The organism is Paraburkholderia sp. CI2, from assembly GCF_014201055.1.
GTDB classification, from domain to species: domain Bacteria; phylum Pseudomonadota; class Gammaproteobacteria; order Burkholderiales; family Burkholderiaceae; genus Paraburkholderia; species Paraburkholderia tuberum.
On the sequence record NZ_JACHDL010000005.1, the window covers coordinates 52,011 to 68,732 of the forward strand.

The window sequence follows — 16,722 nt, forward strand, 5'->3', positions numbered from 1 at the left end:
AGCCGCGGGGTCCACGCCAATAAAAGCCGGAAATGCAGTGGCGCTGTCACTGGTCGTTAATTTAGGCATGGCGCGAGGCCGGATAAAGCGGCTCGAGACGAATTGATACGCCGCTTGCGACGAACAATCGATTCCCATCAGACCTCGATGGCCCCGTTTACGCGTGGCTTACGACGATTGATGCTGTTTGGCTTGCGCCGCGGCGTCGGCGTCGCGCAAGCGCGCGCTGACCGAGCTGCCGCAACCAGCGTGCCGAGTACGATGCCCGCCAGCATCGGCCCTAAGCGTTCGACGAGCGCGCGCACGCCCGATCCCGCAAACAGCTGCCACTCGTTGGTGACGAACGACGGCAACAGCATGCGCGAGCTGAATGCGCTGCCGCGCGCGGAAAAGGCGCTCGTGCGTCATCTGGCCGGTATTTAGCGGCGCTGTTGCTATCATTCGTTGCCCTCGCGCAGCGCCGCGGCGGCAGCACCGTACCGCAACCGGCAGCACCCAACGCGCAGCAGACCAACGCAACACCAATCGCCGACGCATCACACCTCAGAGGCATGCATGGAATTTCGCCAACTTCGCTACTTCATCGCGGTCGCCGAGGAAATGAACATCACGCGGGCGGCCAATCGTCTGCATATGACACAGCCGCCGCTGTCGCGGCAGATCCAGCAGATCGAGGAAAGTATCGGCCTGCCGCTGTTCGAGCGCGGCTCGCGGCCGTTGCGGCTCACCGAAGCCGGCCGCATTTTCTACACGCAGGCGAAACGTCTGATCGATGAAGCCGATGAGCTCGCGCCGCTCACGCGCCGGCTCGCGCAACTCGCGGAACGCATCGTGATCGGTTTCGTACCGTCGACGCTGTATGGCGCGCTGCCCGCGGTGATCCGCTCGTTTCGCGAGGCCGCGCCGCACCTCGAGCTGTCGCTGATCGAGATGTTCACGATCGAGCAGTTGGCCGCGCTCAAAGGTGGCCGCATCGACGTCGGCTTCGGCCGGCTGCGCTTCGACGATGCGCAACTCGCGCGCGAAGTGCTGGTCGAGGAACGGATGATCGCCGCGTTGCCGCAGGACCATCCACTCGCGCGGCAAAAGAAGCCGGTCACGCTTGCCGCGCTCGCCGAGGAAACGCTGATCGTCTATCCGAGCACGCCGCGGCCGAGCTATGCGGACCAGCAGATCTCGGCAATGCACGATCAGGCGCTGGAGCCGAAAGCGATCCATGAAGTGCGGGAGTTGCAGACCGCGCTCGGTCTGGTGGCTGCGCAGGTCGGCGTGTGTCTCGTGCCGGAGAGCGTCGAGGGCTTGCGCGCGCATGGCGTCGCGTACCGGCCGATTCCGTCGGCAAGCGCCACGTCGCCGATCATCATGAGCCGGCGCCTGCAGGACGAATCGCCGGCGACGATGCTGATGTGCTCGCTCGCGCGGCAATTGTTCAAGCGCGTTTGAGCGCCGCGTGCGTGAGCACGGCGACGCGGCGCCGCGCGCCCGGTCAATAGAGCGAACCGTCGACGGCAAAGCCGCCCCGCACAGGCGACAATGCCTTCACCCGGCTTCCCGCACGGAGTCTTCATGAAAGCGCAGCGTCCGCGGCCTCCGCACTTTCCCGCCGAACCTACGCGCGCCGAATGGCGCGAGCACCTGCTGCCCTACTTCATCACGGCGCTGCTGATCGCGTTCGCGATCGTGCTGATCGTCTGGATCGCCAATCCGGCGCCGCCGCGCACGATCACGATCAGCGCCGGCCCGCGCGACAGCTCGTTCGTCGTCACCGCGAACCAGTACCGCAAGATCCTCGCGCGCAACGGCATCCGCCTGAACGTGCTCGAATCCGAAGGGTCCGTGCAGAACCTGCAGCGGCTGCTGGATCCGAAGCAGCACGTCGATATCGCTCTCGTGCAGGGCGGGGTGGCCGAAGGGCTCGATACTTCGTCGCTGGTGTCGCTCGGCAGCGTGTTCTATGTGCCGATCGTCGTGTTCTATCGCGGCGCGGCGCTCACGCAACTGGCGCAGCTCGAAGGCAAGCGGATCGCGGTCGGCCGCGAAGGCAGCGGCACGCGGCTGCTCGCGCTGCAACTGCTCGCGGCGAACGGCATCGAGCCCGGCGGCGCCACGACGCTAGTGCCGAGCGACGGCCTGCAGGCCGCCACGCAGCTGGTTGCCGGCGAGGTCGACGCGGCGATTCTGAGCGGCGATTCGGCAACGCGCGGCCTGATGCTGCGGCTGTTGCGCGTACCCGGCATCTCGGTGATGAATTTCGACGAAGCGAGCGCCTATACACGCGTCTTTCCGTTTCTCGACCAGATCGACTTGCCGCCCGGCGTGCTCGATCTGAAGCGGCGCATTCCGCCCGAGACCGTCCACCTGATCAGTCCGACGGTCGAACTCGTCGCGCGCAGCACGCTGCATCCGGCGATTTCGGACCTATTGATCGAGGCGGCGCAGGAAGTGCACGGCGCCGCGGGCCTGTTGCAGCACGCCGGCCAGTTCCCGAACCCGGTCGAGCACGAATATCCGATCAGCGAAGACGCGCAGCGCTATTACCGGACCGGCAAGGGCTTTTTGTATCGGACGCTGCCTTTCTGGCTCGCGAGCATCGGCGATCGTACGCTCGTCCTGCTATTGCCGGTCGCGGTGCTGCTGTTGCCCGCCATGCGCGTGATTCCGGCGCTGTACCGGTGGCGGGTGCGCTCGCGCATCTATCGTTATTACGGTTCGCTGATCGCGATCGAGCGGCACGCGCTCGCCGGCGCAACCGACGAGGAGCGCACGCAGCTACTGGGGCAACTGGACGAGATCGAGGCGGCGCTGAGCCACCTGCGCATGCCGCTCGCGTATGCGGATGCGTTTTACGTGCTGCGCGAGCATGTGGGATTCGTGCGCAGCCGGTTGACGGCTGCGCCGCCCGTCATGGCCTCGTGATCGAGGCCATGACGGGCTGTGCCAAGGTTAGGCTTGGGAGGGTGGCGAGGCGGGAGCGGTGGCTTGCGGTTCGTGTTGCGCGCTGGTCTGCGCCTGGGTGTCCGCGCTCCCGGCGGCATCCGCCGCCACGGGTTCCGGCGACGCAGCAGCGACATCCGCTTGGCGGGCCGCTTGTTCCGCGACTGCCGCTACCGCTGCTTCGGCATGTGACGCTTCAGCGGCCGCGCCCTCGGCCGGTGTACCTGCATCGGTCGGCGCATTCGCGCTTGCCGTCGCGGTGGCGGCCTTCTGCGCGCCCTTCGCCGCGCGATGCGCGAGCAGGCGCTGAGCACCCGCCGCTTCCTGCGCCGTGACCTTGCCGGCTTCGACGCCCGCCAGGTCGACGCGCGCCGCGCCTTCGACGAGGCTCTTCCAGTAGCGCCCGCCACGGCACCACGTCTTGATCGCGTCGCGCAGTTCGGCTTCGCTCAGCGACAACTCCTTCGCATGCACGACGAGGTCTTCGAAAATGCCGATCTTCAGCGGCAGCTTCGGGGCCGGATTCTTCGGGAAAGCGACCGGGAAACGTTTTTGCAGACGACCGATCGAGCGCACCACCGGGTCCACCGGCTTGGCGTCCACCGCCGGCTTGGCGGGCGCGGTGTGGCGCGCCGGCTGCGGGCCGCCGGCTCGCGTGCCCGGCTTGCCGTCCGGGCGAGCGCCGGCCTTTGCGGCCGGCTTCGCGCCGGGCCGGCCACCGGGCTTCGTGCCCGGATTGGCGCCACGCTCGGCATGTGAACCAGGATGTGCCCCTGAACTTGAAGCGGGCTTGCCGGCGGACTTCGAAGCGGGGCGCGTGGCCGATTTGCGATCGGCCTTGCCGGCGGACTCTGCGGCGGCGCGCGCCGCGGCCAGTTGCTTCTTCAGTTCAGCGAGTTGTTCGAAACCCATAGTGCACAACCAATCTGTCGATCTGTAAAAATGAGATTGTAGCAGCGTGCGCCTACGTGCTTGTGACAACCCGAGCCGCATTGACGATCGTCAATTCGCGGCCATGACGGGCGCGTCGGCGGCGGGCGCGCGCAGCCCTGTGACCGACACCCGCAAACCGGGCGCCCCGACATTGTTGCTCAGCGACAGGCCGAGCTGATGCCGCTCGGCGATCCGCGCGACGATCGCGAGACCGAGCCCGCTGCCCTCGCCCTTCGACTCCTCGCCGCGATAGAAAGGGTCGAACACGCGTTCGAGTTCCGCCTCCGGAATTCCCGAGCCGCTGTCGACGACCTCGAAGCCCACGCGCTCGCCCGTGCGTCGCAGCACCACGTCGACACGGCCGCCCGGCGGCGTATGACGGATTGCGTTATTGATCAGGTTCCCTAACAACACGCTGATACTGTGCGGCTCCGCGAGCACCGTATAGGCGTCGTTCGGTGTGAGCGCGTGTTCGCATTCGAGGCCGAGATCGATCTCGCGCAACTCCGCGAGCACGGAACAATCGCTGACCGCCTGCTCGCCGATGCGGCGCAAGCTGACCGGCACCGTCGACGTGACCGGCTGCGCGTCTTCGCGCGCGAGCGTCAGCAGTTGCTGCACGAGGTGGATGATCCGGTTCACCCGCTGTTCGACGCGCTCGAGCGTCTGCCCCTCGCCTCTCAGCGATCCATCGCGCGACGCCGCCTGCAGTTGCAGCTTCAGCGCCGCGAGCGGCGAGCGCAGCTCGTGCGCGGCATCGGCGATGAACGTGCGCTGCGCCTGCGACGCCGTATGCAACCGTTGCAGCAGATCGTTCAGCGCTTCGACGAGCGGCCGGATTTCGACCGGCAGGTTGCCGTCGAGCCGCAGCGGTTCGAGCGAATCGATCGAACGCGTCGCGAGCGCGCGCGACAGTCCGCCGATCGGCGCGAGCCCGCGCGCGACCACCAGCAGCACCAGCGCGATCGTCACCGGCAGCAGCACGCCGAGCGGCCACAGCGTGTGCAGCGCGAGCTGCAACGCGAGTTCTTCGCGCACCGAGACCGGTTGCGCGACCTGCACGTAGCGGTCTGTCTGCGCGACGCCGAAGATGCGCCAGTGGTATTCGCCGCGCGGCACTGTGTGAAAGCCCGGGGGCAGACGCTCGAACACCGGCGCCTGCGCGGAGCGATAGACGAGCGTACCGCCGCGGTCCCAGATTTCGATGACGATGCGGTCGTCGGCGAGATCGCCGAGGTCGGGTTCCCGCCGCTCGCGGCTGCCCGCGCCGCTCAGCGCCGACGGCAGCGACAGCGCGACGGTGCGCAGTTCGTAGTCGAACAGCTCGCTCGCCTCGCGCCGCGCGGTATGGAAGATCGCGAAAGCCGCGACCATCGACGCCGCCGCCATGCCGAAGATCAGCCAGCCGAGCAGCCAGCGGCGAATCGACGTCATCCGCACCTCTTCAGGCGGTAGCCGACCCCGCGCACGGTCACCACCTGATCCGCGCCGATCTTGCGCCGCAGACTGTGCACATGCACTTCGATCGTATTGCTGCCGACTTCCTCGCCCCAGCCGTACAGCTTTTCTTCGAGCTCGGCCTTCGTGAACACGCGGGTCGGCTCCTCGATCAATGCCTGCAGCAACGCGAATTCGCGCGGCACCAGCGGCAACGGCACGCCGTCCTTGGTGACTTCATGCGCGGCGGGGTCGAGCGTCAGTTCGCCGTGACTGTAGACCGGCTGCTTCTGGCCGGTGCGTCGGCGCAGCAGCGCGCGAATGCGCGCGGCCAGTTCGTCGAGATCGAACGGCTTGATCAGGTAGTCGTCGGCGCCGGCGTCGAGACCGCGGATGCGCTCGTCGACCGCGTCGCGCGCGGTCAGGATGATCACGGGCGCCGCGCCGCCGTTGCGGCGATACGCGTTCAGCACGTCGATGCCGTCTTTTTTCGGCAGGCCGAGGTCGAGCAGCACGAGGTCGTACACGCCGTTATCGAGCGACAGTTCCGCCGCGCGGCCGTCCTCGGCCCAGTCGATCGCGTAGCCGGCGCGGCGCATCGCGCCCAGCACCGATTCCGCGATCATGTCGTCGTCTTCGACCAGTAGCAGGCGCATGGCCTCTCCTCTCCTTGGTGCGGTTTTGGCCGCCGCATTATCGGCCGTCGCAGCTTAACGAACCCTTACGGGGTGCTGATGACGCGTCGATTTCGCACGGCCCGGCTCGCGCGCTTCGACGTTAAGCCTGTCTTAAGCGCGCGCTGCGGAAAATCAGCTCTCTGCGAGGCCTCGTTCGCGAGTCGCTCGCCCCTTCCGATGATTCGCAGGAGCCGGATTTTGCCTGATTTCCATCCCGTGGCGGCCCTGCGTCGGCGCGCACTGATGCCGTTGTGCGTGCTGCTGATGAGCGGCTGTGCGACCTATCACCGCGAGCCGCTCGCGCCGCAGGACACCTCGACGTCCGCGCGATCGCTCGAACGGATCCGCATCGATCCCGCTAGCATGCCGCTGCCCGAACTGGCCGCGCATCGTTTCGATCCCGCCGACGGGCTCGACATCGATGAAGTCGCGATGCTCGCGGTCGCCAACAACCCCGATCTGAAACTGGCCCGCGACGATCTCGGCATTGCCGGCGCGCAGGCATATTCGGCGGGTCTGCTGCCCGACCCGCAACTGAGCGTGTCGAGCGATTATCCGGGCGCGGCCGGCACCACGCGCGCGTTCAATTATGGCCTCAGCATCGACGTGATGGCGATCGTGCTGCGCAGCGCGAATAAACAGTCCGCCGACGCGACGCTCGCGAAGACCGATCTCGGCCTGCTGTGGCAGGAATGGCAGGTCGTCGCGCAAGCGCGGCAGCTGTTCGTGAAGCGCTGCTTCCAGCAGCGCACGCTGCCGCTGTTGCAACAGCAGCGCGAGCTCGCGCGCACGCGCTACGAGCGCATGGCCGCGGCGCGCGCCGCTGGCAATCTGACCGACGATACGCTCACCGCCGCGCTGCTCGCCTACGGCGACGCACGCAAGCAATACACCGATGCCGAGCGCGCGGCCGCGCAAACCCATCACGATCTGAATGCGTTGCTGGGCCTCGCGCCCGACGTGCAATTGCAATTGCAATCGGGCAGCGACGATGTCGTCGCGCCGCTCCCCGACGCCACACTCGACTCAGCGCTCGCCGAGCTCGCCCGCCGCCGCCCCGACCTGATCGCGCTGCAGGCAGGCTACGAAGCGCAGGAGCAGAAATATCGCGCGGCGATTCTGAGCCAGTTCCCGAGTCTGTCGGTCGGCTTCGTGCGGGCGCGCGACACGTCGAACATCTACACGAGCGGCTTTCAGGTCAACCTGAGTCTGCCGATCTTCAACCGCAACCAGGGCAACGTCGCGATCGAAAAAGCGACCCGCCAGCGGCTTCGCGACGAGTACCAGACCCGCCTGAACCAGGCGTATGCGGACGTCGCCCGGCTACGCGAAGACAGCGCGATTCTCGCGCGCCAATTGCAGCAGACCGAAGCCGCGCTGCCCGGCGTCGAGCGCGCCGCGCGCGAAGCCGCGGCGGCCTACGCCGAACACAACCTCGTGCTCGGCGCATACACCGATGCGCAAAGCGCCGCGCTCGCGAAACGCATCGACGTCGCGACGCTGCGCGAAGCGCTCGCCGAACAACGCATCGGCTTGCAGGCGCTGCTCGGCAGCGCGATTCCCGATGCTTTCTCTTCCGCTCAGACTTTCATCGACACTCATGCGAAATAGCCTATTCTCGTCGCGGCATCCGTGGCCGCGCGTTGCGGCCGTCGCCGCGCCGCTCGTTTGCGCGATCCTGCTGTATGCATCGGTCCATCCGGTTCGTGCGGACGACAACGCCGCCAGCCAAGCTCAACCGTCGGTCGCGGTACAGACCGTGCGCGTGCAGCGCGCCGCAATCGCGCAGCCGGTGCGCGGCTTCGGGATCGTCGCGGCCACCGCGTCGAACCTGACGACGATCAACCTGCCCTACCTGTCGCGTATCGTGCAGATGCGCGTGCAGGCGGGCGAGACCGTCAAACGCGGCACACCACTCTTCGTCGTGCAGGCCGATCCTGCCGCGGTGCTTGCCGCAACCCAGGCGAGAAGCGCGCTGACGCTCGCGCAAGGCGAACTCGTGCGTACCCGGTCGCTGTACGACAAGGGGCTCGCGACGCAATCGCAGCTCGCCAGCGCGAGCAAGGCCGTCGACGATGCGCGCGAAGCGCTCGCCGCGCAGAATCAGACCGGCATCGCGAGCGGCAACAAGGTCGTGACCGCGCCGTTCGACGGCGTGGTGCTGCAGCTATCGGCGGCACAAGGCGACCAGGTGCAGGCCGGCGCGGCGATTCTGCAACTCGCGAGTGGCGCGAGCCGCGACGCGCGCGCAAACGTGACGCTCGGCGTCGAGCCCACCGACGCCGCAACGATCCATCCCGGCGACATCGTCACGCTGCACGGCCTGTCCACGGCACTCGCACAGACGTCGATCGAAGGCCGCGTGGTGCTGGTCGGAGCCGCGATCGATCCGCAATCGCAACTGGTCAACATCGGCGCGACGGTACCGCTCGCGCAGACGCCGTTCATCCCCGGCACACGCGTTTCTGGCGACATCGCGACCCGCACCGGCACGCACTGGATCGTGCCGCGCGCGGCCGTGCTGCAGGATGGCCAACACGCGTACGTGTTCCAGATCACGCCGCAAAACAGGGCGCGCCGCGTCGCGGTGAGCATCGCGGTCGAAAACGGCGAGCGCTACGGCGTCGACGGGCCGCTCGACCCCATGCTCGGCGTCGTGAGCAGCGGCAACTACGAGCTGAAAGACGGCATGGCGGTACGCGCCGGCGGGGATGGCGCGCGATGAACTTCGGTCAATGGATGCAGACGCATCGCCGCTCGCTGCTGTTCGTCATCGCCTTGCTCGCGATAGCCGGCGCGCTGAGCGCATTCCGTCTGCCGATCTCGCTGTTTCCGAACGTCGCGTTTCCGCGCGCGGTCGTGTCGCTCGACGCGGGCGACCGCCCCGCCGAGCAGATGACGACGCTCGTCACGATGCCGGTCGAGGAAGCGCTGCGCCGCGTGCCGAACGTGCGCGACGTCGAATCGAGGACGAGCCGCGGCGCCGCGGAGATCTCGCTGAACTTCGACTGGGGCACCGACATGGCGCAGGCGACCTTGCAAGCACAATCGGCGATCAGCGAAATTCTCGCGACGCTGCCGCCCGGCACGACGATGCACGTGCGGCGCATGGACCCGACCGTGTTTCCGGTGCTCGCGTACAGCCTGACGTCGACGCGGCAATCGCTGTCCGCGCTGCGCGATCTCGCGCAGTTCCAGATGCGGCCGCTGCTGTCGTCGGTGGAAGGCGTCGCGCGCGTCGAGGTGACCGGCGGCGCGCAGGACGAGTTCGAAGTCGCGGTCGATCCCGCCCGCCTCGCCGCGTACAAGCTATCGCTCGCCGATGTATCGAAGGCGATCGGCGCGAGCAACGTGCTGATGGCGAACGGCCGCATCGAGGATCACGACAAGCTGTACCTCGTCGTCACGAACTCGACGATCACGCAGCTCGACGAACTGCGCAACGTCGTCGTGGCCGCCAACGGCAATGCGAACGGCGCGCAGATCCGTCTGGGCGACGTCGCGGCGGTGAGCCGGGGCGTGGTGCCGCAATGGATACGCGTCACCGCCGATGGTCAGGATGCGGTGCTACTGAACGTGTACCAGCAGCCCGGCGCCAACAGTGTCGCGATGGCGCGCGCGATCCGCGCGAAGATCGCGGCGTTCGAGCCGCAGATGCCCGCGGGCGTGCATCTGTCGAACTGGTACGACCAGAGCGAACTGGTGCTCGCGTCTGCCACCAGCGTGCGCGACGCGATCATGATCGGCATCGTGCTCGCGGCATTGACGCTGTTCTTCTTCCTGCGCAACTGGAAGATCACCGCGATCGCGGTCGCGCTGGTGCCGGTCGTGATGGCCGCGACGATCCTGCTGCTCGACGTGTTCGGCATGGGCTTCAACATCATGACGCTGGGCGGTATGGCGGCCGCGGTCGGCCTCGTCATCGACGACGCGATCGTGATGATCGAGCACATCGTGCGGCGCATGCGCGAAGCCGGCGCGCGCGCGTTCCACGGCCGCGTGATGGCCGCGGCGCTCGAATTCACGCGGCCGCTCGCGGGTTCGTCGGCGGCGACACTGATCATCTTCGTGCCGCTCGCGTTTCTGTCGGGCGTGACGGGGGCATTTTTCAAGGCACTGTCGCTGACGATGGCGAGCGCGCTGTTCATTTCGTTCCTCGTCACATGGCTCGCGGTGCCGATCCTGTGCGACCACTGGCTGAAGCCCAAAGACGCCGAGGAGCACCAGGAAACACGTTTCGCCGCGTGGCTGAACCGACGCTATGCGGTGACGGTCGGGCGTGTGATCGCGAGGCCGCCGCTCGTGCTGCTCGGCGTCGTGCCGTTGATCGTCGTCGCGGCGTTCGCGTTCACGCGCGTCGGCAGCGGCTTCATGCCGAGCATGGACGAAGGCGGCTTCGTGCTCGACTATCACACGCAGCCGGGCACGTCGATCACCGAAACGGACCGGCTGATGAAGCAGATCGAGCAGATCGTGCGCGCGAACCCGAACGTCGCGACCTATTCTCGCCGCACCGGCGCGGGTCTCGGCGGCGATCTGAACGAGCCGAACAAGGGCGACTTCTTCGTGCGGCTGAAGTCCGGCAAACGCGAGCCGATCGACGCCGTGATGAAAGAAATCCGCTCGCAGATCGACACGCAGGTGCCGGGCGTCAGCATCGAGCTCGCGCAGCTGATGGAAGACCTGATCGGCGATCTGACCGCGGTGCCGCAGCCGGTGCAGATCAAGATCTTCTCCGACGACCCGCACACGCTCGACACCACCGCGCGCAAGGTGGCCGCGCGCATCGGCCGGATTCAGGGCATCGTCGACGTGAACGACGGCATCAACCCCGCCGGCGACGCGATCGAACTGCACATCCTGCCCGCCGCTGCCGCGGCCGAAGGCATGGACCCGCAAGCGATCGCGCAGGCCGTCACCGACATGCTCGAAGGCAATGTCGCAACGCAGTTCCAGAGCGGCCCGAAAACGGTCGGCGTGCGCGTGCGCGTGAACGGCGCGCGCCAGATGACCGATACGCAACTGGGTCAGCTACAGATACGCGCGCCGGACGGACATCTGTTCGCGCTGAAGCGCGTCGCCGATCGCGTGAGCGTCACCGGTCAGCCCGAGATCAGCCGCTCGAATCTGAAGCGGATGGTCGCGGTCACCGCGCGTATCGACGGGCGCGATCTCGGCTCGACGATCGCCGACGTGCAGAAGGCGCTCGGCGATGCGAACCTGCTGCCGTCCGGCGTCTATTACGAGCTCGGCGGTCTGTACCAGCAACAGCAGATCGCCTTCAAGGGTCTGTTGACCGTGTTCGGCGCCGCGATCGCACTCGTCTTCGGCCTCCTGCTGTTCCTGTACGAGCGCCTGCGCGTCGCGCTCGCGGTGCTGGCGATGCCGCTGCTCGCGGCCGGCGCGGTGTTCATCGGTCTGTGGATCACCGGCATCGAGTTGAACATCTCCGCGATGATGGGCATGACGATGATCATCGGCATCGTGACCGAGGTCGCGATCTTCTATGTGTCGGAATTGCAGGCGCTGGTGCGCGACGACGAGATGCCCTTCGACGACGCGTTGCAGGCCGCCGGCCGCAACCGTCTGCGGCCGATCGCGATGACGACGATCGCCGCGATCCTCGCGCTGTTGCCGCTCGCGTTCGCGCTGGGGCAAGGCTCGGCGATGCAGCAACCGCTCGCGATCGCGATCATTTCGGGACTGATCGTGCAGTTGCCGCTCGTGCTGTTGCTGCTGCCGGCGTTGCTGAAGCTGTTGATGAAAAAGCAGCCGCTGTGAGCGTGGCCAAAGTTTTCCGCGTTTCGCGAAGCATGGCGCTACGCAAGCACATCCGCGAACCCGCCGAGCCGCCCCCCAAGCGCGCGGATCGCGGCGGCCACCCGTGGCGATAGCAGCGCCTGCAACTCGTCGGCATGCCGGTAGTCGTGCATGCCGTCGCTCAGCGCGTCGCCGGCCAGCGCCGGATGACAGTAGATTTCGCCGACACCATGCGGCAGATTCGCGAGCGCGGCGAGCCAGGTCGCCTCATCCATGCGCCCGCTCGCCGCGATGCCGACCACGTAGTCGTTGTGCGCGATCTCCGCGCGCTCGAGCCGCGTCTTCACGTGCGCGATCCACGGCCGCAGCCACAGCGGCGCGTTCGCTTCGAACGGCAGACGCATCGCCTTCATGCCGTAGTCGCGGCCGATGTCGAGGATCAGGCCGAGCACGGTCGGATGCAGATGAAAATGCTTGTGCGTGTTCACGTGGTCGAGCGTAAGGCCGGTCGCGGCGAAGGCTTCGAATTGCGCGCGAATTTCGTGCGCGAGCTGCCGGCGCACGTGCGGCAGAAAAAAGAAGCGCACGCCGTCACGCACCATGTTGCTGCCGAAGCGGCCATTCTCGTCGAGCAGCGCGGCGACCTGCTCGCGCGGCGCCAGCGCGGCGCCGTCGGCCAGCACCAGATGCAGGCCCACGCGCAGTTCCGGCAGCATACGCGCGCGCGCGACCGCGTCTTTGGCGGCCGGCGCGCCGACCATCAGACTCGCGGCGCGCAGCACACCGTTGCGATGCGCGCGCTCGACCGCGATATTGACGCGCTGATGCAGACCGAAATCGTCGGCGGTGATGATCAGTCCGCGCGACTGGGTGGGTCTTGCGCTGTCCATCACGTGAGGCTGTCCAGCCGGCCGCTGCGCTCGGCGGACGGCGTGCCGAGCTGCATGCGCTCGCCGCGCCACACGACGTGCGAACCGAACGCGCTGACGAGCCACTGGAGCGCGAGCAGCGTATCGCGCAACGGCACCAGCGGCAGATCGCGCCAGAACGTGCGCGCGCGGCGTGCCGCGCGCAGGTGCAGCAGCAGGCGCGCGCCAACGCAGACCGCGGTGGCCGACGCGCTCGCGACCACCGCCGCGAAAGGCGCGTGAGCACACGTCGCGAGCGACACGGTCAGCCCCGCGCTCGTCAACAGCCACGGCGTGGGGAAGGTGATCAGCAGCGACACGAAGCCCGGCGGATTGACCGAGCGGATCGTGCGCAGCCAGCGCGTTTCGCGCTGCCACAGCGCCGCGAAGGTCGGCTCGATCACGTCGGTCGCGACCATCACGCGCGACAGCACCGTTTGCAGACCGAGCGCGCGCACGTGCTCGGCGAGCCAGTAGTCGTCGGCGAGGCAGTTTTTCAGCGCTTCGAAGCCGCCGATGCGCTCCAGCGTCGCGCGCCGCAACGCAAGCGTCGCGCCGAAGCCGAAGCGGCGCGAGCCGATCGCATGGGCGACCCGCACCGAGGGTGCGAACCACTCGTTGATGAACAGCGCACCGACACGCGGCCAGAAGCCGCCGACGCCGCGCGCCACGTACAGGCACGTGACCACGCCGACGTTCGGGTCCGCGAGCGGCGCGGCGACGCTGTCGAGATAGTCCGAGTCGACCGCGATGTCGCTGTCGGCGATCACGATCATGTCGTGGCGCGCGCGTGCCGCCATGTTGATCAGGTTGCTGACTTTCAGATTGCTGCCGTGTATGCGTGTGTCGATTGCAAGCTCGATGTCGCGCTTCGGATAGGCGGCCTGCAAACGGCGCACCACCGCGATGGCGGGATCGTGCGGCGACGACACGCCCAACACCAGCTGAAAATGCTGATGTCGCTGTTCGCAGAAGGTTCGCAGATTTTCGTAGAGACGCGGCTCGGCGCCGCACAGCGGCTTCAGCACGCTGACACCAACTTGCGCGAACGGCCCGGTTGGACAATCGAGCGAATCCATCAGCGAACGGCTGAGCGCGCGATTGACGGCCCTGCCCCCATGATGGTTCGATTTATGTCGAGCGGTGAAAAACGGCATGGCGAGCGCGGCGGCTACCGTGTAGATCGAGGCGCTAACGCAGGCGGCTAACAGAAGCCATTGACATGCCATCAACGCGTGCGCCGCCATTGTGTGTCGTCCGTATCCGTCAGTGCTCGGCCAGCACGAAAGGTTGCCCCGTTAGCCGCAGATGAAGCACGACGAGCCACCGGCGCGGACAATTCGCTGCGATCACGGCGGGCCATGCGCCGCGAGCAGCGCGAGTCGCGCAGTCGCGCCGCACCGCGACCTCGAAGGCGACCTCGGCAAATTCGCGCGCGATCACCACGCCGCCGATGATCAGCGCGAGCGCGAACAGCCTGAACGATGCCGAAGCGAAAAAAGCGTCAGAGACCGGCAGTACCGGCAACGCCATGCACAGCAGCGCTTCGGTGCCCGCGGCCGTCAGAGACGCGACTAGCAGGTGGGCTCGTAGCATGTCGATGGTGACTCGCTTCATAACGTGCCTCGTGCGCGGCCTTGCGGCCTGACCGGATGCTGGCAATGGGCGCGACTCGTCGAGATCGTCCGTTGACGCCATCGACCAGCATAAAGAATACCTCGCGCGTCGCTCAATCGAAGTCCTTACGATCAGGTTGCGATGGTCTGACGACGACCTGGTCTCGCACATGCATGACGATCTGCGACGACCATTTTATAGCGCGTCGATGGTATCGATTCAAGCTGAAGGAAACCTTAAGCACGCGCATGGCATGAAGCGGCTAACGAACGGCGTGGTTACACTTCGGAACGCGGCAGATTGTTCGTCTATGTGCATCAATGCCGCTTGCGTCAAAATGCTCGACGTTATGCAATAAAGCCCCACAATGGGATATTTGCCTCATGCGCTTACTCCTCGTAGAAGACGACGAACTCATCGGCTGCGGTGTCGAGGCGGGCCTTCGTCAGGCCGGCTTCACAGTCGACTGGGCACGCGACGGCCACAAGGCCGGCCTCGCGCTCGACACGACTCAATATGCCTTGGTGGTACTCGACCTCGGCCTGCCGCGCGTGAGCGGCACGGAGCTGCTCAAACGCGTGCGCGACGCCGGCAATGACGTGCCGGTGCTGGTGTTGACCGCAAAAGGCACGGTCGTGGATCGCGTCGGCGGACTCGAAGCGGGCGCCGACGACTATCTCGGCAAGCCGTTCGATCTCACCGAACTGGTGGCGCGGTGCCGCGCGCTGTTGCGCCGCGCACAAGGTCGCAGTATCGATCTGATTCGTTACCAGAATCTGACAGTGAATCCGGCCGCGCAAACGGTGCAGATCGACGAGGCGCGCGTGCCGCTCACGTCGCGCGAATGGGCGATCCTGCTGCAACTGCTGACCAATCTCGGCATTCCTCAGTCGCGCTCGCGGCTCGAAGAAAGCCTGTACGGCTGGCAGGAAGAGATCGAAAGCAATGCGATCGAGGTGCACGTGTCGAACCTGCGCAAGAAGCTCGGCGCAAGCCTGATCAAGACCGTGCGCAACATCGGCTATGTGATGGAGAAAGAATGATCGGTCCGTCGATTCGGCGGCGCCTCGTGCTGCTCGTGCTCGCGAGCATCGCGATCGTATGGGGCGGCGCGCTCGTGTCGAGCTACCGGCAAGCCATCCACGAAGTCGCCGCGTGGGAACGAGCGCGTATCGCCGAACTCGCGCAGATGCTCGCGCTGCTCGATTCGACGAATCTGATGACGCTCGCCAATGCGCGCATCGACGTGCGCGAAGAAGAAAGAGGCGGTGAGCCCGGCGCGAGCGATCTCGACGACGACGACACGCTGCCGCGCGACGCCCTCTTCCAGGTGCGCGCGGCCAACGGCGCCATTCTGGCGGGCAGCCCGCAACTGCATGCGCTCGCCGCGTGGGACTTGCCGTTGCCGCCCGCGAGCGGCGCGCAGGACGTCACGCTGGGCGGTCAGCTCTATCACTCGTTCACGTTGCGCGAAACGGCACTCGGTCACAGCGTGCGCGTGTTCGAACCGGCCAACACCCGCAGCGACCTGGTAAGCGGTGTCGCGAGCCGCATCGCGCGGCCCACGCTGATCGCGCTGCCAGTGCTCGCGGTGCTCGTGTGGCTCAGCATCGGCTGGAGTCTCGCGCCGCTGAAGGTGTTGTCGGCCGCGATCCGTTCGCGCGACATCAACCGCATGGAACCGGTCGGCATCGGCCGCACGCCGCTCGAGGTGCGCCCGCTCGTCGACGCGATCAACCAGATGCTGGCGCGTCTGCACCATGCGCGCGAGCACGAGCGCGCCTTCACCGCCGATGCCGCGCACGAACTGAAGACGCCGCTCGCCGCGATCAAGGTACAGGCGCAGGTCGCGCTCGCCGAGCCCGACATCGCGCTGCAGCGGCTCGCGATGGAGCGCGTCGTGCAAGGCGTCGATCGCAGCGCGCGGCTCGCCGAGCAACTGCTGCTGCTCGCGCGGCTCGACGTGCAGGAGAAGCTGCCCACCGAGCCGCTGAGGCCGGCGGCGATCGCGAAAGATACGCTGCTCGCGAACAGGCGCAACGCGCAACAGAAGCACATCAATGTGATGCTGGTCGGCGACATGCTCGCCGAGATCGACGCGGAGCCCGTGCTGATCGGCATCCTGCTCGACAATCTGCTCGATAACGCGATCAAGTACGGACGCTCGGGCGGCAATGTCGAAGTGGCGGTGCGCCATGCCGACGAGCAGGTGCAGCTGATCGTGCGCGACGACGGCCCCGGCGTCGCGCCGGACGATCTCGCGCGGCTCACGAACCGCTTTTTCCGCGCGACCGGCAATCAGGCGACCGGCAGCGGGCTCGGTTTGTCGATCGTTGCGCGGATCGCCGAGCATTTCGGCGCGAGTCTGCAGCTAGGCGCCGGGATCGGGGACCGGGGGCTTGCGGTGCGGGTGTCGTTTCCGGCCTATCGCGCGACGCGCTGAAGGCGCGCCAATC

14 protein-coding genes are annotated in these 16,722 nt (G+C 67.0%); 7 read left to right on the forward strand and 7 right to left on the reverse strand.

What is annotated here, in order from left to right; translation table 11 throughout:
* Positions 1 to 137 precede the first annotated feature (137 nt).
* Entirely contained in the window at positions 138 to 359 is a 222-nt protein-coding gene (locus HDG32_RS09325) for a hypothetical protein (RefSeq protein ID WP_184065862.1), read from the reverse strand.
* Between the two features lie 196 nt (positions 360 to 555).
* Here HDG32_RS09325 and HDG32_RS09330 point away from each other — a divergent pair, with 196 nt between their 5' ends.
* Both HDG32_RS09330 and HDG32_RS09335 read left to right on the forward strand, forming a co-directional pair.
* Complete coding sequence (locus HDG32_RS09330) at positions 556 to 1,443, forward strand: LysR family transcriptional regulator (RefSeq protein ID WP_184065865.1); 888 nt, start codon at positions 556 to 558, stop codon at positions 1,441 to 1,443.
* Between the two features lie 123 nt (positions 1,444 to 1,566).
* Complete coding sequence (locus HDG32_RS09335) at positions 1,567 to 2,916, forward strand: TAXI family TRAP transporter solute-binding subunit (RefSeq protein ID WP_184022767.1); 1,350 nt, start codon at positions 1,567 to 1,569, stop codon at positions 2,914 to 2,916.
* Positions 2,917 to 2,943: 27 nt separating this feature from the next.
* Here HDG32_RS09335 and HDG32_RS09340 read toward each other — a convergent pair whose 3' ends face one another.
* From HDG32_RS09340 to HDG32_RS09350, 3 genes are all read right to left on the reverse strand, one after another.
* Positions 2,944 to 3,846, reverse strand: a complete 903-nt coding sequence (locus HDG32_RS09340; RefSeq protein WP_184065868.1) for a ProQ/FinO family protein — start codon at positions 3,844 to 3,846, stop codon at positions 2,944 to 2,946.
* A gap of 90 nt (positions 3,847 to 3,936) precedes the next feature.
* Entirely contained in the window at positions 3,937 to 5,301 is a 1,365-nt protein-coding gene (locus tag HDG32_RS09345; RefSeq protein ID WP_184065871.1) for an ATP-binding protein, read from the reverse strand.
* Positions 5,298 to 5,960 (reverse strand): response regulator, encoded by a 663-nt coding sequence (locus tag HDG32_RS09350; RefSeq protein ID WP_018417800.1) that lies wholly within the window; start codon positions 5,958 to 5,960, stop codon positions 5,298 to 5,300. The genes HDG32_RS09345 and HDG32_RS09350 overlap by 4 nt, the downstream gene beginning before the upstream one ends.
* 219 nt (positions 5,961 to 6,179) lie before the next feature.
* Here HDG32_RS09350 and HDG32_RS09355 point away from each other — a divergent pair, with 219 nt between their 5' ends.
* The 3 genes from HDG32_RS09355 to HDG32_RS09365 are packed head-to-tail and all read left to right on the forward strand — an operon-like array spanning position 6,180 to position 11,762.
* Positions 6,180 to 7,592, forward strand: a complete 1,413-nt coding sequence (locus HDG32_RS09355; protein WP_184065874.1) for a TolC family protein — start codon at positions 6,180 to 6,182, stop codon at positions 7,590 to 7,592.
* Positions 7,582 to 8,706, forward strand: a complete 1,125-nt coding sequence (locus tag HDG32_RS09360) for an efflux RND transporter periplasmic adaptor subunit (RefSeq protein WP_184065877.1) — start codon at positions 7,582 to 7,584, stop codon at positions 8,704 to 8,706. The genes HDG32_RS09355 and HDG32_RS09360 overlap by 11 nt, the downstream gene beginning before the upstream one ends.
* Complete coding sequence (locus HDG32_RS09365; RefSeq protein WP_184065880.1) at positions 8,703 to 11,762, forward strand: efflux RND transporter permease subunit; 3,060 nt, start codon at positions 8,703 to 8,705, stop codon at positions 11,760 to 11,762. The genes HDG32_RS09360 and HDG32_RS09365 overlap by 4 nt, the downstream gene beginning before the upstream one ends.
* 38 nt (positions 11,763 to 11,800) lie before the next feature.
* On the opposite strand, the gene hpnK is transcribed toward HDG32_RS09365, so the two are convergent.
* The 3 genes from hpnK to HDG32_RS09380 are packed head-to-tail and all read right to left on the reverse strand — an operon-like array spanning position 11,801 to position 14,266.
* Positions 11,801 to 12,631, reverse strand: a complete 831-nt coding sequence (gene hpnK / locus HDG32_RS09370) for a hopanoid biosynthesis-associated protein HpnK (RefSeq protein ID WP_184065884.1) — start codon at positions 12,629 to 12,631, stop codon at positions 11,801 to 11,803.
* Complete coding sequence (gene hpnI, locus HDG32_RS09375; RefSeq protein WP_184065887.1) at positions 12,631 to 13,896, reverse strand: bacteriohopanetetrol glucosamine biosynthesis glycosyltransferase HpnI; 1,266 nt, start codon at positions 13,894 to 13,896, stop codon at positions 12,631 to 12,633. Before hpnI ends, hpnK begins: the two co-directional genes overlap by 1 nt.
* Positions 13,897 to 13,915: 19 nt before the next feature.
* The gene (locus tag HDG32_RS09380) at positions 13,916 to 14,266 is read right to left on the reverse strand and encodes a hypothetical protein (protein WP_184043340.1); all 351 of its coding nucleotides are present in this window, start codon (positions 14,264 to 14,266) and stop codon (positions 13,916 to 13,918) included.
* Between the two features lie 383 nt (positions 14,267 to 14,649).
* On the opposite strand from HDG32_RS09380, the gene HDG32_RS09385 reads away from it, so the two are divergent.
* Both HDG32_RS09385 and HDG32_RS09390 read left to right on the forward strand, forming a co-directional pair.
* Positions 14,650 to 15,309 (forward strand): response regulator, encoded by a 660-nt coding sequence (locus HDG32_RS09385; RefSeq protein ID WP_090805227.1) that lies wholly within the window; start codon positions 14,650 to 14,652, stop codon positions 15,307 to 15,309.
* On the forward strand, positions 15,306 to 16,709 hold the full coding sequence (locus HDG32_RS09390; RefSeq protein WP_184065890.1) for an ATP-binding protein: 1,404 nt from the start codon (positions 15,306 to 15,308) through the stop codon (positions 16,707 to 16,709). The genes HDG32_RS09385 and HDG32_RS09390 overlap by 4 nt, the downstream gene beginning before the upstream one ends.
* Positions 16,710 to 16,722: the final 13 nt, after the last annotated feature.